The 25,011-nt window shown below is 57.9% G+C and carries 25 protein-coding genes and 1 tRNA gene; 19 read left to right on the top strand and 7 right to left on the bottom strand.

The window, feature by feature from the left end; translation table 11 throughout:
• The first annotated feature begins 98 nt into the window (after positions 1–98).
• The 5 genes from F8B91_RS06050 (at position 99) to F8B91_RS06030 (ending at position 4,322) form a co-directional block, all read left to right on the top strand.
• Positions 99–1,295 carry a mandelate racemase/muconate lactonizing enzyme family protein gene (locus F8B91_RS06050; protein WP_196502785.1) on the top strand — a complete coding sequence of 399 codons (1,197 nt, stop codon included), beginning with the start codon at positions 99–101 and terminating at the stop codon, positions 1,293–1,295.
• A complete protein-coding gene (locus tag F8B91_RS06045; protein WP_196502784.1) occupies positions 1,292–2,191 on the top strand; it encodes an NAD(P)-dependent oxidoreductase in 900 nt (299 codons plus the stop codon). Before F8B91_RS06050 ends, F8B91_RS06045 begins: the two co-directional genes overlap by 4 nt.
• A gap of 86 nt (positions 2,192–2,277) precedes the next feature.
• Positions 2,278–2,622 carry a hypothetical protein gene (locus F8B91_RS06040; protein WP_196502783.1) on the top strand — a complete coding sequence of 115 codons (345 nt, stop codon included), beginning with the start codon at positions 2,278–2,280 and terminating at the stop codon, positions 2,620–2,622.
• Positions 2,623–2,913: 291 nt separating this feature from the next.
• A complete protein-coding gene (locus tag F8B91_RS06035) occupies positions 2,914–3,219 on the top strand; it encodes a hypothetical protein (RefSeq protein ID WP_196502782.1) in 306 nt (101 codons plus the stop codon).
• A gap of 86 nt (positions 3,220–3,305) precedes the next feature.
• Positions 3,306–4,322 carry a sterol desaturase family protein gene (locus F8B91_RS06030; RefSeq protein ID WP_196502781.1) on the top strand — a complete coding sequence of 339 codons (1,017 nt, stop codon included), beginning with the start codon at positions 3,306–3,308 and terminating at the stop codon, positions 4,320–4,322.
• Here F8B91_RS06030 and F8B91_RS06025 read toward each other — a convergent pair.
• Positions 4,281–4,928 carry a LysE family translocator gene (locus F8B91_RS06025; RefSeq protein WP_196502780.1) on the bottom strand — a complete coding sequence of 216 codons (648 nt, stop codon included), beginning with the start codon at positions 4,926–4,928 and terminating at the stop codon, positions 4,281–4,283. The genes F8B91_RS06030 and F8B91_RS06025 overlap by 42 nt on opposite strands.
• 41 nt (positions 4,929–4,969) lie before the next feature.
• Between F8B91_RS06025 and F8B91_RS06020 the strand changes: the two genes are divergently transcribed.
• Together F8B91_RS06020 and F8B91_RS06015 are read left to right on the top strand one after the other, a co-directional pair.
• A tRNA-Val gene (locus tag F8B91_RS06020) sits at positions 4,970–5,045 on the top strand.
• Between the two features lie 19 nt (positions 5,046–5,064).
• Entirely contained in the window at positions 5,065–6,024 is a 960-nt protein-coding gene (locus tag F8B91_RS06015; protein ID WP_196502779.1) for a DMT family transporter, read from the top strand.
• Here F8B91_RS06015 and F8B91_RS06010 read toward each other — a convergent pair.
• From F8B91_RS06010 to sbmA, 4 genes are all read right to left on the bottom strand, one after another.
• Positions 6,017–6,937 carry a DMT family transporter gene (locus tag F8B91_RS06010; protein WP_196502778.1) on the bottom strand — a complete coding sequence of 307 codons (921 nt, stop codon included), beginning with the start codon at positions 6,935–6,937 and terminating at the stop codon, positions 6,017–6,019. The two genes, F8B91_RS06015 and F8B91_RS06010, sit on opposite strands and share 8 nt — an antisense overlap.
• 70 nt (positions 6,938–7,007) lie before the next feature.
• On the bottom strand, positions 7,008–7,247 hold the full coding sequence (locus F8B91_RS06005; protein ID WP_196502777.1) for a hypothetical protein: 240 nt from the start codon (positions 7,245–7,247) through the stop codon (positions 7,008–7,010).
• A gap of 165 nt (positions 7,248–7,412) precedes the next feature.
• Positions 7,413–7,619 (bottom strand): cold-shock protein, encoded by a 207-nt coding sequence (locus tag F8B91_RS06000; protein WP_196502776.1) that lies wholly within the window; start codon positions 7,617–7,619, stop codon positions 7,413–7,415.
• 227 nt (positions 7,620–7,846) lie between these two features.
• Positions 7,847–9,091 carry a peptide antibiotic transporter SbmA gene (gene sbmA, locus F8B91_RS05995; protein ID WP_196502775.1) on the bottom strand — a complete coding sequence of 415 codons (1,245 nt, stop codon included), beginning with the start codon at positions 9,089–9,091 and terminating at the stop codon, positions 7,847–7,849.
• 84 nt (positions 9,092–9,175) lie between these two features.
• Here sbmA and F8B91_RS05990 point away from each other — a divergent pair, with 84 nt between their 5' ends.
• From F8B91_RS05990 to dnaE, 9 genes are all read left to right on the top strand, one after another.
• Positions 9,176–10,132, top strand: a complete 957-nt coding sequence (locus F8B91_RS05990) for a small ribosomal subunit Rsm22 family protein (RefSeq protein ID WP_196502774.1) — start codon at positions 9,176–9,178, stop codon at positions 10,130–10,132.
• A complete protein-coding gene (locus F8B91_RS05985; RefSeq protein ID WP_196502773.1) occupies positions 10,126–11,478 on the top strand; it encodes a mechanosensitive ion channel family protein in 1,353 nt (450 codons plus the stop codon). Before F8B91_RS05990 ends, F8B91_RS05985 begins: the two co-directional genes overlap by 7 nt.
• On the top strand, positions 11,475–11,855 hold the full coding sequence (locus F8B91_RS05980) for a RidA family protein (RefSeq protein WP_196502772.1): 381 nt from the start codon (positions 11,475–11,477) through the stop codon (positions 11,853–11,855). Before F8B91_RS05985 ends, F8B91_RS05980 begins: the two co-directional genes overlap by 4 nt.
• Positions 11,852–12,751, top strand: a complete 900-nt coding sequence (locus tag F8B91_RS05975; protein WP_196502771.1) for an EamA family transporter — start codon at positions 11,852–11,854, stop codon at positions 12,749–12,751. Before F8B91_RS05980 ends, F8B91_RS05975 begins: the two co-directional genes overlap by 4 nt.
• A 247-nt stretch (positions 12,752–12,998) precedes the next feature.
• On the top strand, positions 12,999–14,324 hold the full coding sequence (gene proS / locus F8B91_RS05970) for a proline--tRNA ligase (RefSeq protein ID WP_196502770.1): 1,326 nt from the start codon (positions 12,999–13,001) through the stop codon (positions 14,322–14,324).
• An 8-nt stretch (positions 14,325–14,332) separates the two neighbouring features.
• Positions 14,333–15,640, top strand: coding sequence for a lipoprotein-releasing ABC transporter permease subunit (locus F8B91_RS05965; protein ID WP_196502769.1), 1,308 nt, complete (start codon positions 14,333–14,335; stop codon positions 15,638–15,640).
• A complete protein-coding gene (locus F8B91_RS05960; protein WP_196502768.1) occupies positions 15,637–16,320 on the top strand; it encodes an ABC transporter ATP-binding protein in 684 nt (227 codons plus the stop codon). The genes F8B91_RS05965 and F8B91_RS05960 overlap by 4 nt, the downstream gene beginning before the upstream one ends.
• The gene (locus F8B91_RS05955; RefSeq protein WP_196502767.1) at positions 16,298–17,152 is read left to right on the top strand and encodes a lytic transglycosylase domain-containing protein; all 855 of its coding nucleotides are present in this window, start codon (positions 16,298–16,300) and stop codon (positions 17,150–17,152) included. Before F8B91_RS05960 ends, F8B91_RS05955 begins: the two co-directional genes overlap by 23 nt.
• Positions 17,153–17,196: 44 nt before the next feature.
• Complete coding sequence (gene dnaE, locus F8B91_RS05950) at positions 17,197–20,628, top strand: DNA polymerase III subunit alpha (RefSeq protein ID WP_196502766.1); 3,432 nt, start codon at positions 17,197–17,199, stop codon at positions 20,626–20,628.
• A 4-nt stretch (positions 20,629–20,632) separates the two neighbouring features.
• Here dnaE and F8B91_RS05945 read toward each other — a convergent pair whose 3' ends face one another.
• Together F8B91_RS05945 and F8B91_RS05940 are read right to left on the bottom strand one after the other, a co-directional pair.
• Entirely contained in the window at positions 20,633–21,229 is a 597-nt protein-coding gene (locus tag F8B91_RS05945) for a PilZ domain-containing protein (protein WP_196502765.1), read from the bottom strand.
• Between the two features lie 94 nt (positions 21,230–21,323).
• Positions 21,324–21,935, bottom strand: a complete 612-nt coding sequence (locus F8B91_RS05940; protein ID WP_196502764.1) for a PAS domain-containing protein — start codon at positions 21,933–21,935, stop codon at positions 21,324–21,326.
• Between the two features lie 105 nt (positions 21,936–22,040).
• On the opposite strand from F8B91_RS05940, the gene F8B91_RS05935 reads away from it, so the two are divergent.
• From F8B91_RS05935 to F8B91_RS05925, 3 genes are all read left to right on the top strand, one after another.
• Positions 22,041–22,796, top strand: coding sequence for a rhomboid family intramembrane serine protease (locus F8B91_RS05935; RefSeq protein WP_196502763.1), 756 nt, complete (start codon positions 22,041–22,043; stop codon positions 22,794–22,796).
• Between the two features lie 96 nt (positions 22,797–22,892).
• Positions 22,893–23,327 carry a CBS domain-containing protein gene (locus F8B91_RS05930; RefSeq protein ID WP_196502762.1) on the top strand — a complete coding sequence of 145 codons (435 nt, stop codon included), beginning with the start codon at positions 22,893–22,895 and terminating at the stop codon, positions 23,325–23,327.
• 79 nt (positions 23,328–23,406) lie between these two features.
• On the top strand, positions 23,407–25,011 hold the full coding sequence (locus F8B91_RS05925) for a hypothetical protein (RefSeq protein WP_196502761.1): 1,605 nt from the start codon (positions 23,407–23,409) through the stop codon (positions 25,009–25,011).

The following is a 25,011-nucleotide window of genomic DNA, read 5'->3' as shown; positions in this document are numbered from 1 at the left end:
TGTTTGGCAAGTTACCAATGGTTGAAAAAAACTAATCCACCGGCGTTTGCAGATCAACTGGCGGTGCAATAGGCTGTCACAAAGTTGAGGGAGCAATCATGAAAATCAAAGACCTGAAAGTGTTCATCGTCGGGACGCCGCCGCCCCATTTTGGCGGCGCGTATTTCGTGTTCGTGAAGCTGACCACTGACAACGGCATTTCAGGCTATGGCGAGGTCTATTGCGACACGTTCGGCCCCAAGGCCATGACGGCGATGATCGAGGATACATTCGGGCGCTATGTTGAAGGCATCAGCCCGTTTGATCTCGAAAGCATGTGGCGCAAGGCCTATTCGTCCGGCTACACGCAGCGCCCCGATGCTTCGTTGCAGGGCGTCATGTCGGGCCTCGAAATGGCTTTGTGGGACATCAAGGGCAAGGCCTTGGGCCAGCCCGTCTACAACCTCATGGGTGGCAAGGTGCATGAGAAGTTGCGCTCCTACACCTACATCTATCCCGACGTGAGCAAGGGCCAGGACAGCTCGATCTACTGGAACGCCGAAGCCTCTGCCGAGCGCGCCGCTTACTATGCAGGCCTCGGCTTCACAGGCATCAAGTTTGACCCGGCGGCCCCTTATTCGGCTTTTGATCCGCGCCAGCCTTCGCTCGAGTCGATGGAGCTGTGCCGCAAATTCTGTAAGCTCATCCGCGAAGCCGTCGGCAATAAGGCTGACTTGCTGTTCGGCACCCATGGCCAATTCACCACCGGCGGCGCCATCCGCTTTGCCAAGCAAGTGCTGGAGCCTTTCAACCCCCTGTGGTTCGAAGAACCCACCCCGCCGGAAATGCCGGAAGAGATGGCATTGGTGGCGCGCAGCACGTCCGTGCCGATCGCCACGGGCGAGCGCTTGGTCACCAAGTATGAATTCGCCCGCGTCCTGGAAAACCGCGCAGCGTCCATCCTGCAAATGTCTCTGGGCCGAATCGGTGGTCTGATGGAGGCAAAGAAGGTCGCCGCCATGGCAGAAGCCCATTACGCGCAGATCGCGCCGCATCTTTATTGCGGCCCACTCGAAGCGCTGGCCAATATTCAATATGCTGTGACGCTGCCCAACTTCCTCATTCTGGAATCGATTGAACGTTTCGAAGGATTCCACAACCAGCTGCTCACCAAACCGATCAAGTGGGAGCAGGGCTATGTGATCCCGTCGAACGAGCCGGGCATGGGTTCCGATCTCAATGAGGAAGTCGCTCTGGCCCATCCCTACACCGGCAACAGGCTGCATCTCGAAATGACCAACACGGTCGTACAATGAGATACGGCTATATCGGCCTCGGCAATCTTGGTGGCCATCTGGCGATGAGCCTGGTGCGCGGTGGGTTCGATGTCACCGTCTATGACCTCGACCCGAAGAATGCAGTTCGTCATGTGGAAGCTGGCGCCAAACACGCCGCCACCATTGGCGAATTGGTGGGGCAGGTGGATCATGTTTTCACCTGCCTGCCGTCACCGGTGATTTCCGAAAAGGTGCTCGACGAGATTCTGAAACACGCCAAACCCGGCATGTGCTGGATCGAAAATTCCACTTTGGGCCGCGACGATATATTGCGCCTAAGCGCACTCGCTACCCAGAAGGGCCTGAAAGTTCTCGAAGCCCCCGTCACTGGGGGGGTACATTTGGCGGCGCGCGGCGAGATCACCGTTCTGGTCGGCGGCGATGAGGCGCTGTTCAACACACACAAGGCAGCGCTGGAAAAAATCGGCAACCGCATGTTCTTCATGGGGCCGCTGGGCTCAGCCGCCGTTATCAAGGTCATTACCAACATGCTGGCCTTCATTCATCTTGTGGCCGATGCCGAAGCTTTGATGCTGGCCAAGCGCGGCGGGCTGGATCTGGCTCAATCCTGGCGGGCCATCACGGCCTCCAGCGGCACCAGCTTTGTGCATGAAACCGAAGGCCAACTGATTCTAAACGGCAGTTACGACATTGCCTTCACGATGGATCTCGCTTTGAAAGACCTTGGTTTCGCCATGAAGTTCGGCGAGGACTTCGGCGTTCCGCTGGATTTGGCGAAACTGACCCAGGATACGTTCATCAAGGGCAAGGCAGCCTATGGCGGCCATGCCCAGTCCACACAGATTGCCAAGTTATTGGAAGATAAGGTGGGAACTGATTTGCGGGCGGATGGTTTCCCTTCCAGATTGACCTGATTGGACTGGTTCTGGTTCATATTCGGTTCAGCTTCGGGCTGTTACAAGCTCATTCAAGTTCAACAGACCAACAAGGAGTCATCATCATGAACCGCATTTTCAAAATCTCGCTTGCTGCCCTGCTTGCCGCCAGCACACTGGCCTTGTCGGTGGGCGATGCCTCGGCAATGTCCAAGAAGCAGTATTGCAAGTCCTATGCCTCTCAACAGGCCCGTCATGCTCAAGGCAACAGCGTGGGCACGGGTGCCGCACTCGGCGCCGGCGCAGGCGGCCTTTACGGCGGTCTCACCGGCCATGGCGCTGGCAGCAACATTATCACTGGCCTTGCCTTGGGTGCGGTGGGCGGTGCCATCCTCGGCGGCGCCAGCGGCAACCAGAAAGCCAAGCAGGTCTATTGGTCCGCTTTTCATGATTGCATGGAAAACATGTAATCTGTCCAATCTGTAACAAATTCTAACATTTTTCAGGTGGCTAAATCCTTTTGAAACAAGGATTTAGTCATTCTTTTTGCGCATGGCTGCTGAGCCTTGTTTTTGCCCTGTATGAGGCCCAATGATAGGGCCTGCAATGCCGGGGTGAGTCCAGCCTCGAACGCGGATGAGCATTGCAGGAACAATGGCCCTGGCTTCGGCGTTAGATGACGAGTTGCTAGGTTCAGGGCCTGTTGGGCGTTGGATAACGCCTGGCAACATCAACAGGGTAGTCCATAAAGGAGTGATACCATGAACCGTGTTTTCAAAATCGCATTGGCAGCTTCGCTGCTGGCCAGCACCGTGATCGCTGCTGCACCGGAAGCTTCGGCAGCCTCAACCAAGCATAAGTGGAAAGAAGCCCATTACGCCTGTGACGGCGGCCCAGGCGTTCCGCTGCTCATCGTGGGTGCCGTTCTCGGCGCTGCCACGGGTGGAATTGGTGCAGGCATTGCCTATGGCGCTGCTTACGCTGTGGGTGGCGCTGCCATTGGCGCAGGTGCGGGCGGTTCGCTCGGCCTGATCCATGGCGATCTGACCCACCGCAATTGCTATTGATAGTGCAATTCGCGCTCCGTTAATCTTCGCTTAACCACGAGGGTTTTCAATACCCCGGTCTGGAATGTTCCAGGCCGGGGTTTTTCATGATGAATTGGCTGAGCCAGGCATTCGCTTATCTTCTTTTTCCATTCTATTACGTCACCCAGCCAGACTCGCAATATTACTGGCCCACTTACGTCACCGCGGCTGCCACCTGCATCATCGCTTACATGTTCATCAATGGCCGTGCGCGTGTCAGCCTGCGCCGGATGAAAGAGCTCATTCTGCCCAGCCGCCTGCTGGCGCATGAATCCTCCAAGCTTGATGCCAAGATGTTTTTCGTCGGCCTCTATTATCTGGCGCTGCAAGTTCTGCTGGTCGGCGGCACCACCGTTCTGTCGGTGGCTGGTACCGTGGCGTTCATGAACGACACTTTCGGCGCACCACCAGCCCCCATTGGTCCGAGCTGGATCATCACCGGCATCACCATGCTGCTCGTCTTCCTCGCAGTGGAATTCGGCTACTGGTTCTCGCATTTCATGATGCACAAAATTCCCTTCTTGTGGGAGTTCCACAAGGTGCATCACTCCGCCGAAGTTCTCACCCCGCTCACCGAGTGGCGCCAGCACCCGATTGAGCTGGCGCTGTTCCCCATCTTGATGAGTGGTGCGGCCTGCCTCGTACAGGGCCCAATGGTTTGGTATTTCGGAGCAGGGGCGCAGGTGATTGACCCGATGAAGGCCAATCTGATCTCGATGGCCTTCTGGTACACCATTCTGCATCTGCGCCATTCGGAGCTGCCATTCTATGCCACTGGCCTGCTCGGAAAGATCATCCAGTCGCCCGCACATCACCAGGTGCATCATTCCACCAACCCCCAGCATTTCGATACCAATCTCGGTTATTGCCTGTCGGTCTGGGATTGGGCTTTCGGCACGCTTTACGTGCCCAAGAAAGGCGAGAAGTTTGATTTCGGGCTCGGCCACAAGGACGACGCGTTGGAAACAGTAGTTGGAAGTTTGCTCACGCCGATTGGCCGTGCCTTCAGTGTGATTGCAGCAACCTTCAGACCCAAGCCCTCAATGCCGCCCCTCAGTGAAGGCGATCTTCAGGGCGAATAGGGCAAACACGCCTGCAAAGGTGAAATCGATGCCGCGCAGCACGCGTGGCCGCGCCTTCAGCCAGTTCACCAGCTTTTCCGCCACCAAAACGGTGATGATGCTGAGCGGTATGTTCAGCAGCACAAAGTACAGGCCGAAGAACAGCAGCTTGCCGCGCACATCCGGATCACCCGCCGTGATGAATTGAGGAAGGAACGTGATGAAGAAGATCACCACTTTCGGATTGGTCATATTGACCAGCACGCCCATGCCGAAACTCTGCAGCGTATCGGCCTTGGCATTTCCCTGCGCCGCCACGTTGAGCGAGGATCCGTGACGGATCGCATCCACCGCCAGCCATAGCAGATAGCCCGCGCCAACGATTTTCAGAATCAGAAAGCCGGTATGTGAAGCGGCAATCAGTGCAGAGACGCCGAACGCCGCCAGCAGCGTATGCACCACGCAGCCCATATTGGAGCCCATGGCCGAGGCAATGCCCGCGCGCCGCCCGGATGAAATGGTGCGCGAGAGAAACAGGCTCATATCCGGCCCCGGTGTGGCAAACAGCAGGATCGACGCGGCCGTATAGGCCAGGAAAACCGGCAGGCTGGGGAGGAACGTCGTCATGCTTGCAATGCACCCGTGAAGCCGCTAATTCCGCGCCAGTTGCGGGATTAGCTCAGTTGGTAGAGCGCTTCGTTTACACCGAAGATGTCGGCGGTTCGAGTCCGTCATCCCGCACCATCCACATTCAAGAGGTCGCATGTCCGGCAATTCCAGCGTGATCCCGGCGGGCGCATTGCCGAACCGGCGGGCAGGGGCCATCCTCGCCGTCAGCGCCGCGTGTTGCCTCACCACCTTGCAGGATGTGGGGATCAAATGGATCAGCGGCGCCTATCCCTTCCACGAAATGCAAACAATCCGCTGTGCGATTGGCTTGTGCATGATCCTTCTCGTGGTGGTCAGCCGGCGCGGCCTTCGTTCGCTGACCGTGCCTGATCTGCCACTTGCGCTGTTGCGCGGCGGGCTTCTCGCAATGGCCAGCGTGCTGTTTTATCTGGCACTGTCGGGGATGAATTATCCCGAAGCAGTAGCCATGTATTTCACCATGCCGCTCTGGGTCGTGCCGCTGGCCGCACTGTTTTTCCATGAGCGTGTACCCGCCTTCCGCTGGCTGGCCGTGGCCGTGGGCTTCATCGGCGTGCTGTTCATCCTGAAACCCGGCACAGCATTGTTTGCGGCGATTGCCATCCTCGCGTTGCTGGCCGCATTTTTCTATGCACTAGGCAATGTGTTGACGCGCCCGCTGTCACGCACCACCGATGCCGTGTCCGTGGCCTTTTGGCAGAACGTCATGTATCTCGCCGCCGCTGTGATCCTGGCGGCGATTTTCGGCTCCGGCAAACTGCATATGACAGGGCATGTCAGCCTTGATTATCTCACCCGTGGCTGGCTGTGGCCCAGCGCCCGGGATTTCGTGATCATGGCCTTGATAGGCTGCTGCACCGGCGTGCTCATGGTGCTGATGACTTACGCTTACCAACTGGCCGACAGCAGCTTTGTGGCACCCTTTGAATTCTCGCAGATGGTATGGGCCATTGCCCTCAGCTTTCTCATCTGGCGGCAATTGCCAGATGTTTATGCCTTCATCGGCATCGCGCTGATTTTGGGGTCAGGAATTTTGGTGGCGCTGTGGGAGCGGCGTAAGGGCCGGCTCAGTTAAGGCTAATTACTGCCGTGCCGATCACGGCGAGAACGGCCCCGCACCAGGCCATGGCGGACGGCATTTTGCGGCTGACGATCCACACCATTGGCAGGATGACGACGGGCGTGATTGAAGACAGCGTGGAGACAATACCCACATTGCCAAGCTTTAACGCGGCCATAAGCAGCACCATGCCAACTGTGGTGCCCGAAAATGCGGAAGCCGCAATGATGCTGAAGTCCTTCACCCGGAAGGCTGCATCTTGCTTTCGAATTTGGGGCAGGGCCGCCAATGCCCAGAAGAATACAACCGCAAGGCTTATCCGCACCGACATGGCCGCAAAAGGTTCCACGCCGGATGCCATGGCGGGCCGCGCCAGCAATGTACCCAAAGCCTGCCCAATGGCCGTGACCACGCCCAAGCCGATGCCAAGCCATGGGCGAGCCTTGGCCACAGGCAGGGGCTTTGGAGCGTTTTCATCGGAGCCCAATGCATCGGGTGCGGCATGCGGTGACGGAAGGCCCACGGCCACCGCAAGCCCGATGAGAATCAACACAATGCCGAAGCCTTGCTTCAGATCGATCGTCTCACCCAAAGCCAGATAGCCCAGGAAAAGCGCAAAGGGTGACGTGAGCGAAAACAGCAAGGCAGTCAGCCGGGGGCCGACCGTCAAAATGGTGGCGAAATAGGTGGTGCTGGCAAGAACAATGCCCGCAACGCCCGAAGCCATGAGAGCAAGGATCTGCCAATGCCCCAACGTGCCCCAGCCGCCATTCAGGGTCGCACCGATAGACGTCATAACGAATGAAGCGCTGAGCTGCCAGCGGACCAACTGAAACAGCGGAATGCGGTTATGCAATGCTGCGGTGAACATCGCACTGAGAGCGATGGCAATGGCAGCACCAATGGCAAGGGATTCTGAAAGGAACAAGATGTTGATCCGGGTGTTGGACGGGAATCGCCGCGATCAGCTTAGGGGAGGCGTAAGCACAAGTCTCAACTCACGCAGACAGCCAGCGCACTGTTTTCAACGCTGCTGCCCACGCATCCTTTTCGGATTGAAATGCTTGGCCGGAAAAATAGCTCACCGGAGTCCACGCCCCTTGGTCTTCAATATCTCGGCGAAATTCTTCAAAGCCGAATGTACCGTCGGGTCGGCTGAAAAGATCGACACATCTGTCGTGTGCGTCATTCTCAACGCTCTTGAAAACCAGCCAGCTTGGATCAATGCGTCGCGACATGGATTGAGTGACTTACAGAATCAAAAAGGGCCCCGAAAGGGACCCCATTTTTTTGTCCATGCCACCAAGCTCGAGCTTGATGGCATAGACTTCATGAAGGAATTCATCCGCGACACCGCCAGTACATCCGTGGCTCGCATCAGAATCGGAGAATTGCCTACGGCCTTAGAGGGCCTTCAGGTTGCCAGCGGATTGCTTGCCGGTGCGACGGTCCTTTTCGAGATCAAAAGAAACCTTCTGACCTTCGTTGAGACCGGACATGCCGGCGCGTTCCACGGCGCTGATGTGAACGAACACATCGGTGCTGCCGTCTTCAGGCTGAATGAAACCAAAGCCTTTTTGGCCGTTGAACCACTTTACAGTGCCTTGCATAGTAACTCCTTGCGAAATGCAATATGTGCTTTGTTCAAGCGTTTTGAAGCACTTGAACGGTCTATCGATGTCTTGGTGAAATTAAAGGGCTTATGCACTTGCATTTAACAGCGCGGAGCCAACCAACCGGCCGAAACTCGATAGGCGGGATGTAGGGGTAATTTCAGCCAATTGCAAGGGCTAAGTGAGACCAGGTCGAAATTTCGTTTCCGACCTGTTCTCCTGGATCAAACCACTTTTTCCGTATGCACATCATCCACCGGCACCACATGGTGGCCGGCAATCGTAGCTTCAAACCCGCGCAGACGCTTGAAGATCGACATCAGTTCCACAATGTCGGTCCAGCTGTTGACCAGATATTGGAACGAACTGCGCACCTGGTCGAAGGCATTGAGGATCTGCTGCATCGGCCCCAGCGTGATCTTGCCGGCCACGATGGTGAGCGACAGAACGATATAGGGGAAGATGTTGTCGGTTTGCAGGTAGATGATGCGGCCCACGTTGAAATACATGTAGTTGAAATAGAGCCGGAAGTAATTCTTCCGCACATCGGCGAACAGTTCCTTCACCGTCTGCGGCTGGGCGCGGTCGGCATGGTCTTCGCCATAAACCAGTTCCTTGCGGTAGGCGGCCTCGACGCGCTGGTTGTTGAATTGCAGGCCAGGCAGCCTGATGCCGATCAAGGCAAGGAAGCCAGTGCCAACCAGCGACCAGAGGATGGCGACCGTCACCAGAGGGTAGGGGATGCTGCCCAGTACTGGAACCTCGGTGACCGTGCCTTCCAATGCATGCAGCACGGGGAGGAAGGCGATCAGCGTCATCACTGAACTCACAAAGCTCACGCCCAGGTCTTCGGTGTTGCTGGCAAAGCGCATCGTGTCTTCCTGCACGCGCTGTGCGGCACCTTCGATGGAGCGCAGCTTGGACCAGTGCGACATGTAGAATTCATTCATCGCCGTGCGCCAGCGGAAAATCCAGTGACTGACGAAGTAACGGTTCAGCACGCCCACGATCACCGCCAATGTGGCAATGCCGCCAAAGCTGGCCAGCCCGCCGAAGAATTCATCCAGCGTCACCGGCCGCGATTTGGAAAGCGCCGCCTGCACCATGTCGTAGAAGGGCCCATACCAGTTGTTGATGGCCACACTCACTTCCACCTGGAAGTAGGTGACGAACATGATCAGGGCAGCACCCAGCACCGACCACCAGAACCATGGATGCGGGCTCAGCGTGCGCCAAACAGCAGCGAAGATGCCAACCACAAAGATGTAGTAAATGTAAAACCAGATGAAAGGTGCGGACCAGAACACCTGTACACCGATCAAGGGTGGAGCTGCCGGATCAGGATTGGGCAGGCCAATTGTGGCACCTAGATTTTTGAACACAAAGAACCACAGCAGCACCGCAGCCAGCGCCCAGACGGCGGCGGAGCTGAAGAACAATCGTGGATTCGGGAAGAAGGAAACAAACATGAAAACCGTCGCTCTCTGTGTTAAGGCCGCAATGTCAAACCCAGCCCTTATGAAGCGGAATGAGACGCTTGTCACTCAACCACGATGTCTTTTGAATTTCCATCCGATTTGCGCAGTGCGGTGGAAACACTCACACAAGCCTTAAGTTCCGGGCCTGTTGCAGTGCGGGAAAACGCGGCCTCGCTCAGCGCGTCTTATGTGCAAGGGCGAAGCTCTTCCAACGTCGATGTTGCCGCCTATCTCGTGGCGCGCATGCCGGCCACCTATGCTGCGATCTCCTCCGTCTTCAATTACGTGGCAGAACTGATGCCGGATTACGCGCCTCGTAGCATTCTCGATATAGGCGCGGGGCCTGGCACAGCCAGCCTGTCCGCCACGCGCTTCTGGCCCTCACTGACGGATTTAGAATTGCTAGAGCGCGATCCGCGTTTCGCCGCCACTGCAACGGAACTCACGGCAGCGCTGAACTTGCAGGCTAAGATCACCCAAACAAATTTGCAGAACAATTCCTCCAAGGCGCAAATGGTAGTCGCGGCCTATGTGATGGCTGAACTGCCGGAGAACGATGCTGCCGCTGCAGCCTTAGGCCTCTGGGAAGCAGCGCAAGACGTGCTGGTCATCGTCGAACCCGGCACGCCGCAAGGCTTCGCGCGCATCCGCCATGTACGTGCGGCCCTCCTGAAGGCGGGCGCTCACATCATTGGCCCATGCACCCACGTTAATCCTTGCCCAATGGAAAGCGGCGACTGGTGCCATTTCAAAACCCGCCTGGCGCGCAGCAGGGCGCATATGCAGGCCAAATCCGCCGTCGTGCCCTTCGAGGATGAATCCTTCTCGTGGATTGCAGTCTCACGCCACCCGGTGAACACACCGCGCGCCCGCATCATCGCCCCGCCGCTTGCCACCAAATTCTCGGTGTCGCTGCCGCTTTGCAGCGCCGCAGGCCTCACCACCGAAACATTTGCCTCCCGGGACAAGGCCACCTACAAGCAGGCCCGAAAACTGAACTGGGGCGACGCCCTCGACTTTGAGCCATGTTAGATTTTCCGACATTCGGTGAGCTGCAGCTCGAGATCAATGACCTGCTGACCACTTGGCTGGGCTGGCTGAGGACACCGCATTTCTACGCGCAGGTGATTGCCGCCATCGTCGCCATGATCGCCGGGCGGCTGATCTCGTATGTGCTGGTCGAGCTGATGCCGGTCTTCGCCCGTGAACCGACGGAGGGCCGGCTTTTCAAACTGCGCAAGACGCTGCACTCGCTGCGCACCCTCATCACGCCCGCCGTGCGCATCGTGGCGCTGGCCTTTGCAGCGCAGATCTGCGACCAGCAGTTCGGTTCATCCTGGTTCGTGCGCCTGGTACTGACGGGCGCAGCCATCATTCTGCTTTATGCGGTGATCAACCGCTTCGTGCAGCATCCGATGTTCAATGCCACGGCGCGTTGGATCGGCATCCCTGCGGCCACGATCTACGCCTTCGGCTTCATGCCGCTGATCTCTGAATGGATGGATGGCACCGCTTTCGAGGCCGGCAATATCCGCATCTCGCTGCTCACTGTGCTGAAGGCCGTGCTGTTCGGCGGAGCTTTGTTCTGGCTGGGCCGCGTCTCGTCGAATGCCGGCCAGCGCATCATCCGCCAGCAGAAGAATGTCGATGTCCAGACCAAGGAACTGGCGGCGAAAAGCTTCAACGTGCTGATCATCAGCTTCGCCGGCATCCTGCTGCTCAATTTGCTGGGCATCAATCTGTCAGTCTTCGCGGTATTCTCTGGCGCAGTCGGCGTGGGCCTCGGTTTTGGCTTGCAGCAGATCGCTTCCAACTTTGTCTCCGGCATCGTGATCCTGCTGGAGCGTTCGCTCGAAGTGGGTGATTTCCTTGAGCTCGATGATGGACGAAGCGGCACCCTGAAGGAGATCAACATGCGCTCTTCGACACTGGCCACCTTCGACGGCAAGGATATCATGGTGCCGAACACGCTGTTCATCACCAACCGGGTGATCAACTGGACGCACCGTGATTTCCGCCAGCGCTACGAAGTGAATTTCACCACCGCTTATGATTCCGATCTGCGCCGCGTGCCCGACATTGTTCAGAAAGCCGTATCCAGTGTGAAGGGCGTGCTGAATGTCCCCGAGGGACCGGAATGCCTGCTGCGGAATTTCGGTGCCTCAACCTGCGAATTCAGCGTGCGCTTCTGGGTGGAAAGCATCGAGAACGCGATGCGCTACCGCTCCACCGTGTCCTTCGCCATCTGGGAGGCGCTGCAGCGTGAAGGCATCCCGATGCAGCCGCCCGCCGCAGCGCCTGCACCTCTGCACATCGTTATGGAGCCAACCGCACCACCACCTGACGCAAAGCCAAAACCACGAAAGAAAGCAAAATGAGAAAGCTCATTTCATCCGGCTCCACTTTCGAGAAGGACATCGGCTATTCCCGCGCCGTAGTCGATGGTGACTGGTGCTTCGTCTCCGGCACCACCGGCTATGACTACGACAAGATGGAAATCTCGGATGACGTGGTGGCGCAGGCTGAGCAATGCTTCAAGAACATAGCCAAGGCGCTGGAGCAGGGGGGCTTCACGCTTGCTGATACTGTCCGTGTGCATTACTTGCTTCCGCAGGCTTCCGACTTTGAAAAATGCTGGCCGGTAACGCGCAAATACTTTGGCGACATCAGACCGGCGGCAACCATGTTTGAAGCCAGGCTGGCCAGCCCCGCCATGAAGATAGAAATCGAAGTCACCGCCAAGAAGAGTTCATGAAACCCGCCCACTTAGCACTCGCCATTCTGATTGCCGCGATCTGGGGCTTCAATTTCATTCCGATAAAACTGGCGGTGAACGAAGTGCCGCCTTTCATGCTGACGGCGCTGCGGTTTTTCTTCGCGGCCATTCCGGCGATCTTCTTTATCCCGAGACCGAAGGAGAGCTTCTCCTGGGTCGCAGCTTTTGGACTGATGCTGGGTATCGGGCAGTTCGGGTTCCTGTTCCTCGCCATCAAGCTGGGCTTGCCTGCCGGTCTCACCTCGCTGGTCATGCAATTGCAGGCCTTCTTTACCATCTTCTTCGCCTGGATGATCATGAATGAAGTGCCAAAGCCTCAGCAGACTGTGGGCTCCCTGGTGGCCTTCGCTGGCATGGGCGCCATTGCTTTTGATCGCTGGACGGGTTCGCAGGTTCTGCCGCTTCTCCTTTGCATCACCGCTGCGGCGGGCTGGGCGGCTGCCAACATCATTTCCAAAATGATAAGGCCGCAGAATACGACGTCCTTCGTCATCTGGTCGGGCCTCGCCGTGCCAATTCCCATGCTCATCCTGTCCTGGTTCTTTGAAGACCATGCACAAGCTCTGGCCGTGTTCACCCATCCGAGCCTGACGGTTGTCCTGTCACTGCTGTATCTGGTCGTGCTTTCCACCATCTTCGGTTATGCGGGCTGGAATTATTTGTTCAACCACTACACGGCCTCGACGGTGGCGCCGTTCTCGCTGCTCATCCCGCTGTTCGGTGTGTTGAGTGCGGCAGTCGTTTTCGGCGAGCGTTTCGACAGTTTCGAAATCGCGGGTGCGGTTTTGATTGTGCTGGGCCTTCTGGTCAGCAATTTCGGCCAGAAGCTGTGGCCAAAAGCAAAATTGGCGGAGCCCGAAAGCTCCGCCAGCTAAATTGGATTCCTCGTTTTAACTGGCGCTTCTTGGTCGCCAGCTTGGCGGTCACTTTCCGTGATCTGCCTAGCTCCTCCCTAAACCTGGACCCATATCGACCCTGGTCTATGCGCGCGTTTGTGACATATCGGCGACGGACTGCCAAGTGGAAAATATGCAGCTAATTTTGCTGCATCGCAAAAGTCTTCATCTTTTGCAGATGTGCCTCTAAAAGGGCGACCAGTTTGAACTTCATCGAGATTCTTCAATGCGCCTGTCCCAATATTTCATGCCGATCCTCAGGGATGATCCCAAGGAAGCCGAGATCGCATCGCACAAATTGATGTTGCGTGCCGGCATGGTGCGCCAGGAAGCGGCGGGCAGCTATTCCTGGCTACCGATGGGCTTTCGTGTCTTGAAAAAGATCGAGCAGATCGTGCGCGAAGAACAGGACAGGGCAGGTGCGATTGAAGTGCTGATGCCTACACTGCAATCAGCAGACCTGTGGCGCAAATCTGGCCGTTACGACGCCTATGGCAAGGAAATGCTGCGCATCAAGGACAGGCAAGACCGTGACCTTCTGTTCGGCCCCACCAACGAGGAAATGATCACCGACATTTTCCGTTCCGGCGTGCAGAGCTACAAGGACGTGCCGCGCAACCTCTATCACATCCAGTGGAAGTTCCGCGATGAAGTCCGCCCGCGTTATGGCGTGATGCGTGGCCGCGAATTCCTGATGAAGGACGCCTACAGCTTCGACCTCACGCGTGAGGCCGGTCAGCATTCCTACAACAAGATGTTCGTGAGCTACCTCAAGACCTTCGCCCGCATGGGCCTGCAGGCCGTGCCGATGCGCGCTGAAACCGGCCCCATCGGCGGCAAGGACAGCCACGAGTTCCTCATTCTCGCCCCAACCGGTGAAAGCGAAGTTTTCTTCGACAAGGGCTTCCATGACTTTGATTGGACCAACTTCGAAATCGATTTTGATGACGTGGCGGCCGTAGCCGGCACCGTCGAGAAGTTCACCTCGATGTATGCCGCAACATCCGAAATGCATGATGCTGCCGACTATGAAAAGCGCGTGGGCACGGATCGCCGCATGACCGGCCGCGGCATCGAAGTGGGCCACATTTTCTTCTTCGGTGACAAATACTCGCTGCCGCTGGGCTGCGAAGTGCAGGGCCAGGACGGCAAGAAAGTCACTCTGCAATCGGGCTCTTACGGCATCGGCGTATCGCGCTTGGTGGGTGCCATCATCGAAGCCAGCCATGACAAGGATGGTATCATCTGGCCGGAAGCGGTTGCTCCTTACAAAGTCGGCCTGATCAACATCAAGTCCGGCGATGCCGAGGCTGATGCCGCGTCAGATAAAATCTACAAGGCCCTGCAAGCCAAGGGCGTTGAGGTTCTCTATGACGACCGTGCCCAGCCGGGCGGCGCCAAATTTGCCACCATGGATTTGATCGGTCTGCCTTGGCAGGTGATCATCGGCCCACGCGGCCTCAAGGAAGGCATTGCCGAAGTCAAACACCGCAAGACGGGTGCACGCGAAAACGTGCCGCTCGACCAAGTGGTAGAGAAGCTGGCTGGGTGATCCACTGAATGGCATCCGCATCCGGCAGTACCAGAGCCTTTGCCCCCTTTGAGTGGATGCTGGCGCTGCGCTATTTGCGCGCGCGCCGCAAGGAAGGCTTCATCTCGGTCATTTCGCTGTTCTCCTTTTTGGGGATCATGCTGGGTGTGGCCACGCTGATTGTCGTCATGTCGGTGTTCAATGGCTTCCATCAGGAATTGCTGGGCAAGATTCTGGGTTCCACTGGCCATGCCATGATTTTCCGTTCTGACGGTACGCCGGTTCAGGATTATAAGGCGATTGCAGGCAAGGTGGCCAAGGTGCAAGGTGTCACCAGCGTCATCCCCATTGTCGAGGGCCAGGTGCTGGCATCCTCTCAGCGTGCTTCAACGGGCGCTCTGGTGCGCGGCATGAGCGAGAAAGATTTGCTCTCACTCACCGAGATCAACAATAGCGACCTGAAAACCGCGCTCACCAATTACCCCAATATCGACACCAAGCCGACCTTGGTGGGTTTCGAGAAAGCCAAGGGCGTGCTGGTGGGCGAGGGCATGGCACGGCAGCACGGTCTGATCCTTGGTTCCAATTTTTCGCTCATCACGCCCGATGGCCCCGACACGCCCATCGGCAACACGCCGTCCTCGCGCACTTATCCGGTGGTCGGCATTTTCAAGGCCGGCATGTCGGATATCGATGAGAATGTGATTTTTCTGCCGCTGGACGAAGCCAATGATTTCTTCTCCCGCACCGGCGCATCGCTGCTGCAGGTGATGGTGAAGGATCCTGATCTCGTGCAGTCACAGGTGGCCGCCATGCTGGCCGCAACCGGGCCGGACATGCTGGTGCAAACCTGGCAGGCCCGCAACGTGGCCTTCTTCAATGCGCTGGCCGTGGAACGCAACGTGGTCACCATGGTGCTTTCGCTGGTGGTGATGGTGGCAGCACTTAACATCATTTCGGGGCTGTTCATGCTGGTGAAGGACAAGGGTTCCAACATCGCCATCCTGCGCACCATGGGTGCCACCAAGGGTGCGATGATGCGCGTGTTCTTCATTACGGGTGCAGCCATCGGAACGCTGGGCACGTTCGCCGGCGTGATCATCGGCGTACTCATATGCTGGAATGCCGACAATATCCGCCGCGGTATCCAGTGGCTCTCGGGCGTCGACCCGTTCAATCCGGAATTCTATTATCTGGCGCAGTTGCCCGCGAAGATCAGCTATACAGAGACTTTCTATGTCGTCGTGTTCTCGCTGGTGATTTCTTACTTGGCGACACTTTATCCCAGCTGGAAGGCCGCCCGCCTCGATCCCGTTGAAGCGCTGCGCTACGAATGAAGTTCCGGTCCACATTGGAGCTGCAATCAATCTCCCGCGTCTATGGCACAGGAGAAACAGCCCTTGAGATTTTCCGCAATCTCTCCCTCGTGGTGAATCCCGGTGAGATCGTGGCGCTGATCGGCCAATCGGGTGCCGGCAAATCCTCGCTGCTTCATATTGCTGGATTGCTCGAAAAGCCCACCAGCGGTCAGGTCGTCATCGCCGGGCAAAACTGTTCCGACATGGATGACAAGACGCGCACCGCCGTGCGCCGCGTCGGCATCGGCTTCGTCTATCAGTTCCATCATCTGCTGCCGGAATTCTCCGCCGTTGAAAATGTGATGATGCCGCAGCTGATCGCTGGGGTTTCGAAGCCCGCCGCCCGCAAACGCGCCATGGAATTGCTGGAGCGCCTCAAGATGGCCCATCGCCATCATCACCGCCCGGCCGAGCTTTCAGGTGGCGAGCAGCAGCGCGTCGCCATCGCCCGCGCCATCGCCAACCGGCCGCTGTTGCTGCTGGCCGATGAGCCCACCGGCAACCTCGATCCACCGACCGGCGAAATGGTGCACCAGGAATTCGTGCGCCTCATCCGCGAAGAGGGCCTCGGCGCACTCGTCGCCACCCACAATCTTGATTTCGCCCAGCGCATGAGCCGGGTCGTAAGGCTGTCCAATGGCGCGCTGGTGGAAGATTAGTTTCCTCGCCTTGGCGCTCAGCCTGTTTGCTACAGCCAGCTCCAATTCAGCTCCAAATCGCTCCGATTTGGCCACCCAAATCTGCACCAGCGCGGAAGCCGAAGCCAAGGCCAATGGCATAGATCCATCCTTCTTCGTGCGCCTTCTGTGGCGCGAAAGCCTGTTCGATCCCAACGTGGTATCCGACAAGGGCGCGCAAGGAATCGCGCAATTCATGCCAGGCACCGCAGCTCAGCGCGGCCTGAAGAATCCGTTCGATCCCGTAGAGGCTGTGAAAGCCTCCGCCGCTTACCTCTCCGATCTCAAAAAACAGTTCGGAAACATAGGCCTGGCAGCTGCCGCCTATAATGCAGGTGAAAAGCGCATTACCGATTGGCTGGCCGACAAAGGTGGCCTTCCATACGAAACCCGAGACTATGTGGCCTTCATCACCGGCCACGAGGCTACCGATTGGCGTAAACCCGATGCCACATTCGTCATCCCCGCCGTCGGCACCGATGCCGACTTCAACAAGAACTGCGTAGCATTAGCCCTGCGCAAACAAGACCTCGCAGGAACACCCATTGCCTCCGCCCCCCGCCAACCCTGGGGCGCGCTGCTGGCCGTCAACTTCAGCGAGGCGCGCGCCATCGGCCAGTTCCGCCGCTTGAAGCTGCGCTTCCCCGCAGAACTCGCCAATCGTGATCCGATGGTTCTGCGCAAGCGCAACCTGTCGCGCGGCACACGGCGCATGGTCTATGTGATGCTGGGTGAAGATAGCCGCGCCGCTGCCGAGAAACGCTGCCAGATGCTCAATGGGGCAGGTGCCCCCTGTATTGTGCGGAGAAACTGAAGCAGCGGTTTTAAAACCAATCTCAACCGGGTAATCTCCCACCCATGCCCGCTCCTCTCTTCGTTCACCTCCGCAACCATTCTGCCTTCTCGCTGTCGGAAGGCGCATTGCAGGTCAAGCTCTTGGCCAAGCTGGCCAAGGAAGCGAAGATGCCGGCCCTCGCCATTACTGATTCCAACAATCTCTTCGGCGCGTTGGAATTTTCCGAAGCTCTGTCTGAAAAAGGCATCCAGCCGATCATCGGTCTTGATCTCAAGGTGGATTGCGCCGCCGAGGCCAAGGACCAGAACCGCTTTCAGCAGGACGCAGGAATCAGGCGCTTTCCCTCACTCGTCCTTCTGGCCAAGGACGAGCAGGGCTATCTGAACCTGATGAAGCTCTCCTCCTCGGCGTTCCTCGATGTCGCCGATAATGCTGAGCCGCATGTAAGCTTTGCCAATCTGGCCGCGCATTCTGCGGGCCTAATCTGCCTCACCGGCGGCAGCACTGGCCCAGTCAGTCAGGCGCTAACGAACGGCCAGCGCGGCAAGGCTGAGGAAATTCTCGCCAAGCTGAAATCCGCATTCGGCACCAACCTATATGTCGAATTGCAGCGCCACGGCATGGAGGCCGAGCGCGCCAGCGAAGCAGCACTCATCGAACTGGCCTATGAAAATGATCTGCCGTTAGTCGCCACCAATGAGTGCTATTTCGCAACGCCGGATGATTATGCCGCGCATGACGCGCTGATCTGCATCGCCGAAGGTGAAGTGCTCAGCGAGCAGAACCGCCGCCATATGACGCCGGAACATTACTTCAAAAGCCAGCAGGACATGGCGGCGTTGTTCGCTGATGTGCCCGAGGCGGTTGAAAACACCATCGAGATTGCTCGACGTTGCGCCTTCTGGGTGAAGGGCCGCAAACCCATCCTGCCGCGCTATGCCGAAGGCGATGAAGCGGATATGCTGCGCCGTGAAGCCATGGATGGCCTCAACATGCGCCTCGCCACCACTGGCTTGGCGCCGGGCTTCACCCGCGAAGATTATGACAAGCGCCTGGATTTTGAGCTCAGCGTCATCATCAAGATGCAATATCCCGGCTACTTCCTGATCGTGGCTGATTTCATCAAATGGGCCAAAGCCCAGTCAATTCCGGTAGGCCCGGGCCGTGGCTCGGGTGCCGGCTCGCTGGTGGCCTATTCGCTCACCATCACCGATCTGGACCCGCTGCGCTTCGGCCTTCTGTTCGAGCGCTTCCTCAATCCAGACCGCGTGTCCATGCCTGACTTCGACGTGGACTTCTGCCAGGATAGACGTGACGAAGTGATCACCTATGTGCAGCAACGCTATGGCGCGGACCGCGTGGCACAGATCATCACCTTCGGCAAATTGCAATCTCGCATGGTCACCCGCGATGTGGGGCGAGTGCTGCAATTGCCTTATGGCCAGGTGAACCGCCTGTCGCAGATGATCCCCAACAATCCGGCCAATCCTATTTCGCTGCAACAGGCCATCGACATGGAGCCGCGCCTGGCGGAGGAACAAGAGCGCGAACCCAATGTGAAGGCGCTGTTCGATATTGCCCTAAAACTTGAAGGCCTCTACCGCAACGCCTCCACTCACGCCGCTGGCATCGTGATCGGTGACAGGCCGCTGACCGAATTGGTGCCGCTTTACCGCGATCCGCGTTCCAGCCTGCCGGCAACGCAATTCAACATGAAATATGTTGAGAAGGCCGGCTTGGTGAAGTTCGACTTCCTCGGCCTCAAGACTCTTACAGTGATCGACAAGGCACAAAAGCTGATCCGTAAGCGCATCCCGGATTTTGATGCAGGCAAAATCCCGCTCGATGATGCAGCCACCTTTGCCATGCTGGCCCAGGGTGAAACAGTGGGCGTGTTCCAACTGGAAAGCGCAGGCATGAAGGACGCTGTGCGCGCCATGCGCGCCGACCGGCTGGAAGATTTGATCGCCCTTGTGGCGCTCTACCGTCCGGGCCCGATGGCGAACATCCCGACTTATTGCGCCCGCAAGCTGGGCAAGGAGAAGGTGGAGTATCTGCACCCGGTGCTGGAGCCGATCCTGAAGGAAACCTTCGGCGTCATCACCTATCAGGAGCAGGTGCAGCAGGCCGCGCGTGACATGGCAGGCTACACACTGGCCCAGGCCGATCTTCTGCGCCGCGCCATGGGTAAGAAGATCAAGTCGGAGATGGATGCCCAGCGCGAAAACTTCATGAAGGGTGCGCTCGCCAACAACATTCCTGAAGATATTGCCAAGGCCACCTTTGATGCCTGCGCGAAGTTCGCCGAGTATGGCTTCAACAAATCGCACTCTGCCCCTTACGCCTATATCAGCTATCAAACGGCTTACCTGAAATCGAACCACCCCGCGGAATTCCTGGCCGCCTCGATGACGCTCGATCTTGGCAATACCGATAAACTGATGCTGTTCCGCCGAGAGGCCCAGCGCCTCGGCATCAAGGTGCTGCCGCCTTCGGTGAATGCCGGTGGTGTGGATTTCGCCGTGAAGGACGGCGCCATTCTCTATTCCATGGCGGCGCTGAAAAATGTGGGCGCGGGTGCTGTTGCCGAGATTGTGAAAACGCGCGACGAGGGTGGTCCCTTCAAGTCGCTCTCCGATTTCTCGCGCCGTGTGGATGCCAAGGCCCTGAACCGCCGTGCGTTGGAAAGCCTGGTCAAGGCAGGTGCGTTCGATGTTTTGAACCCCAACCGCGCGCAAGTGTTGGAAGGCACGGATACGATCATCGGCGTCGCCAACCGCACGGCCAGCGAGGCTGCTGCAGGCGAGATCGATATGTTCGGCGCGCTGGCTTCGGCGCAGGATGACATTGTGTTGCCGCGCCGTGATGCGTGGTTGCCGATGGAACGCCTTGGCCATGAATTCGATGCCGTGGGCTTTTATCTTTCCGGCCACCCGCTGGATGAATATGCCAAGCCTTTGGCGCGCATCGGCGCAGAATCCATTGCCGTGTTCCGCGAGAAAGTTTTGAAGGGCGCTACTGCGGGCAAGCTCGCAGGCACCATCACCTATCGTCAGGAACGCCGCTCCAAATCCGGCAACAAATTCGCCTTTGTCGGATTCTCTGATCCCACTGGCCAATATGAAACCATCGTCTTCTCCGACACGCTGGTCAATCTGCGTGACCAGCTGGAACCGGGCAGGGCCGTCGTCATCCGCGTCGAAGCCGAGGTGAATGGCGAAGAAGTGCGCATGAGCCTGCAAGGGATGGAACCCCTAGACAAGGCCGCAGCCGCCGTAGTGCAGGGCATCAAGATTTTCGTGCGCGATGCGAGCGCGGTGGACTCGATTGCCAAACGCCTTCAGCCGGGCGGCAAAGCACCGGCCACACTCACACTGATGACAGAGAGTGGCCGTGAGATTGAAATCAGCCTGGGCTCAAGATTTGCGATTACGCCACAAGTGAAGGGCGCCATAAAAGCCATTCACGGCGTGGTGGATGTGCACGATCTTTAGGGCGTCAGTGCGCCGCCCGGCCGGTCACGGCGGGCAGCTGCGATGAATCAAGCTGCTTCATGAATTCGATCGCAATGCCTTCATCGAGATAGCGCACCACGCGGCCACGCATTTTTCCGAGCATCAATTGCGTGCCGATCGAGGGCATAATGTCGGTCTTGACGCCAGCACCCGATGTTGAAATGTCGATGACTTCGCAAGGATAGACGCGTCCATCCGGCAAGGTCAGATGCAAAGCACGGTCAACCGGTTCAAAGCGCGTATGGCGGCGCTGATCCGATCGGTCACCAGAGCTGCGTTGTTGCAGCCATTCGATGCGCTGCTGCAAGCGTTCCAGCCGCGCTCCCTTCAGGGCATAGAGCACGGTAAAACCATGGTGCGTGGCTTCTCCCGTAACGGCTTCGATGCGCCCCAATTCTTCGATATAGGCAATGACAATCTGGCCCGCTTCTGGGACCACATCAGCGAGAAAAGTTGCGCCTTCAAGAGTGAGATCGCGGACCTGGCAGACGTGTTCACTCTGGTCCGGCAGCATGAAACGGGCCGTCAACAGGTTCGTCTGTGATGCGGAATCGAGTCGGGTGGTTTCTATCAGGCTCATGGCGGAAGGCCCTCAGCTGCGCACGCTTGCGTGGCGGCCAACGTTAAAGTTGTAAACAAGCCTTTAAATTAACGCTGAGCTACTTAATTTGCCGTTAATGGCTGGACCGCGCCAAGCCGCCGTCGATGACACGCAAATGTGGGGCAATATCACTGGCAGGTGCTGTGCCATGTTCTGTCCAGATCAGGCGGGCTGAAAGCAGCTCACGGCGGACGAGGGGCGCGCCACTTACTATCAGTTCTGTATTGAAGCCAAACAGGCCGGAAAACAGCTGAACCGCGTTTTTGCGCGTGTCCAGAACCGGAAGCACCAGCAATTCCGCCGGGGTCACATGGTGTTGGCCGATCAGGCGCAGACGAACGATGGCGGGCTGCAGCTTGGCAATGGATGTTTCGAGCAACCGGACCATGACGTCATGGGCGGAATGATCAAACCCCTTCAGGGCATCACGGCCAGTCACCTGCTCACACAGCAATTCGCACACAGCGCTGCCTGCCATGCGGTGGCGCCAATGCCCACGGCTTTCTTCATCTAAAACGGTAATACTAGGCAAGATATTGGAAATCTTCGCCAATTCAATCTCATCACGGGTCGGGCAGGGCCGTTCAGCGCGCAAGGCCTCCCAATAGCGGAACAGCTGGCGGCTGCCCGGATGGATCATCCGAATTCCGGCCTGCTCGATATCGTTGCGGTCATTGGGCAGCATGGCGTAACCTCTGTGCGGGACAGGTTCTGTCCCAAATTTGTATCTTGGCCCATGCCGTTGCACACGCTGTGCCAGCCGGTGGACCAAGCGAGTCGGAGCGCAGGATTGGATAACGAAAGCCAAATGAAGCCGGGTGAGCAGCCCTACGGAGCCAGTGCCAGGGAGCCCGCCATTAACCTTCCGGTGGTGGTCTGGGCCATCATCGCCGTGTTGCTGCTGATCCATCTGGTGATTCAAATGGGTGGGCCGCACTGGCAGGCTTTCGCCGCCTATAATTTCGCCTTCATCCCGGCGCGCTTCGGGCCTGCTCCTTTTCCGCAGTATCCCGGTTCTGCCTGGTGGAGCATGCTGACCTACGGCCTCCTGCATGCCGACTGGATGCATGTAGGCACCAACAGTCTGTGGCTGGCGATCTTCTCAAAACCGGTGCACGCCCATCTGGGCAATTGGCGTTATCTGGCGCTGCTCGCCGTGTCGATCATTGGGGGCGCTGTGGTCACGCTGATTGTGCATTGGGGCCAGGATTTCATCCTGGTCGGCATTTCAGCCGGTGTATCGGGCCTTCTGGCCGGAGCTATCCCGCTGATGTACGGCCGGCATGATGAACTCTACGGGCCAGATCACATCCGCCCCCTGAAGCCGCTGCAGATCCTGAAGGACCGGCGCGCGCTCACCTTCACCATCATGTGGCTGGGCCTCACGCTGCTCACGGCATCTTCGCAATTCCTCACCGGGCAGGCGCTGCTCGAGAAGCAGGTGGTGGCCTGGGATGCCCATTTGGGAGGTTTTGCGGTCGGTTTGGTGACATTTTATCTGCTGGCCGCTGGCGTGAAGCGCAAGCCCGTTCACACGCTGCATTAAACGTGTTATTCCACGTCACGTTGCGTGGTGGCCAGAAGGTGGCCTCAACCTCCCAAGCGCGCCACTGACGTTATCGTTGTCATGTGGAGGAAAAGCATGAGTGTCGCCCATATCCTGAAGCAGAAGGGCCGTGATGTCATCACCGCAGCCCCATCCGACGCCGTGAAGGCGGTGGCCAAAACCCTGGCGGAAAAACGCATCGGTGCGATTGTGATTCTGGGTGCTGCTGGCGCCATCGAAGGCATCGTCAGCGAACGTGACATTGTGCGCGCCGTTGCTGACGAGGGTGCGGCCGCGCTGGCCAAGCCGGTCTCCGCCATCATGACCCGAGGTGTCAAATCCTGCGCCGAACATGACAATGAATCAGCGCTCATGGCCTTGATGACTCAACACCGCATCCGCCATCTGCCGGTGGTGACCAATGGCAAGCTGACCGGCATGATTTCAATCGGCGATGTGGTGAAATTCCGCATCGAGGAAATCGAACGCGATGCGGCCGACATGAAGGCATACATCGCCGGGGCTGCATAAGCAGTTGCCCTGAAGCTTCTTCTCTATTAGCAGGCGGGCAGGGCCCGCATCATCTGCGTGCTTTGATGATGCGGGGAACATGAAGCAAGAAATTAAATCCAATCTTTTGCCGCTTGCTTTGTTTCTGGTGGCGGCGTTGGGCCTGGTCACCTGGGCCATTTCCGGCCAGGCCGATATCAAGGCCTATGGCTGCGACCAGTTCGGTTATCTGCGTCAGGCAGAGCTGTTCCGTCACCAGGGCTATGTGTCGGGACTTGATACGCGGGTGAGAGACCCTGAAGCCGCCGAACTTATCGGCATCGCCAAGGAGATATTCATCGCGCCCGCTGATGGCCGCGAAATCGTGGCGCCGCAATGCCACCACTGGGACCGCGATGCCGATGCGGTGATCCTGCAATATCCGCCCATCTCCGGATTTTTCCTGTCGCTGCTGCCTGAACCTTGGGCAGGGCCGGGGCTCTATGTCGCTCTTATGGCGGTGATTGGCGCATGTTTCATGTGGCCGGTGATCAAGGCAGGGCGGTTGAGCTGGTGTGCCGCAATTGCGGGTGCGGGCTTCCTTGCCGTGATCTACCGCACGCTGATCCACTACGGTATGATCCACTCGGTTTCGGTTCCTTGTTCGATTGCGCTTGTGGCATTCATGGCCGTTCTGTCCGCCAAGCTGTTGCGGAGTGAGAGCGGCTTGCGCATTCTTGTCTGCGTTGTCTTGGGCCTGTTGGCAGGCCTGCTCGCGGGAACCCGCATCGCCAATGGACTGATCGTGCTGGCGGTGATCTTCCTGGCGCTGGTGATGCCCGGTGGTGTATTTAACAAGGTGAAGGCCGCGCTTGCCGGTGGCGTTGGCCTGTTGCTCGGGCTGGCGCCGCTGTTGGTTTCCAACACGATCAATGCTGGAAGCCCACTCCACACAACTTATAACAACATCGATGCCAGCGCGCCTTTCTTCGTGCCGATCATGTTCTATCACCATGGCCGGTATTATTTTATGGACGCGTTCTCTGGTCCGCTGCTTTGCACCGCCTTCATCGCGGTGATCGTGCGCCTGGTCATGCTGCGCTGGCAGCGCGCACCATTCAGCGCCTACCGCCTGGCCATCGCAGCAGGCCTGCAGTTACTAGCGGCCTTCGTATTCTTCATGACGCATTGGGTGCGCATTGATTACTACCAGGTGCCCGCGGCCTGCTTTGCGTTGTTCCTGATCTTCTTCGATCTCGTGTCTCAGCCCGCCGGCGCGGCCAGCCCGTGGCCGAAGCGCATGGGGGCCGCAGCATTGGCCGTCCTCGCCGTGATCGACGTCGCACGCCTAGCAATGCTGCAGCCCAGAACGTATGAGGCCAGTGCGCCGCCCGCTATGCTCAAGGCTGACGCCCGCGTCTGGTCTGACATGGTGACAGGGTCGATTTATTATTACCTCGGCAAATACGCGGCCAAGATCACCTTCGGTGATGATTGCATGCAGCCCGCCATGCTGAGCGCCGTCACCGCCAAGGGCCATGATCAATATCTGGTCGTCGATACCGATGCTGTGAAACACACAGTGGAATTGATTGCACCTCTGGTGAAGGTCGAAGACGCAGGCACAATGCGTTTCGATGGCAATGAATACCCGGTAAAACTGATCCCCGCGACAGCGACGTGGTCAGCTGATACGCCCAAAACCTGCAACAAGCCGCCGTGGTGA

It is taken from the genome of Aestuariivirga litoralis, assembly GCF_015714715.1.
Taxonomy (GTDB): domain Bacteria; phylum Pseudomonadota; class Alphaproteobacteria; order Rhizobiales; family Aestuariivirgaceae; genus Aestuariivirga; species Aestuariivirga litoralis_A.
Note: the sequence above shows the minus strand (reverse complement) of the source record. Positions and strands in the feature narration are given on the sequence as shown.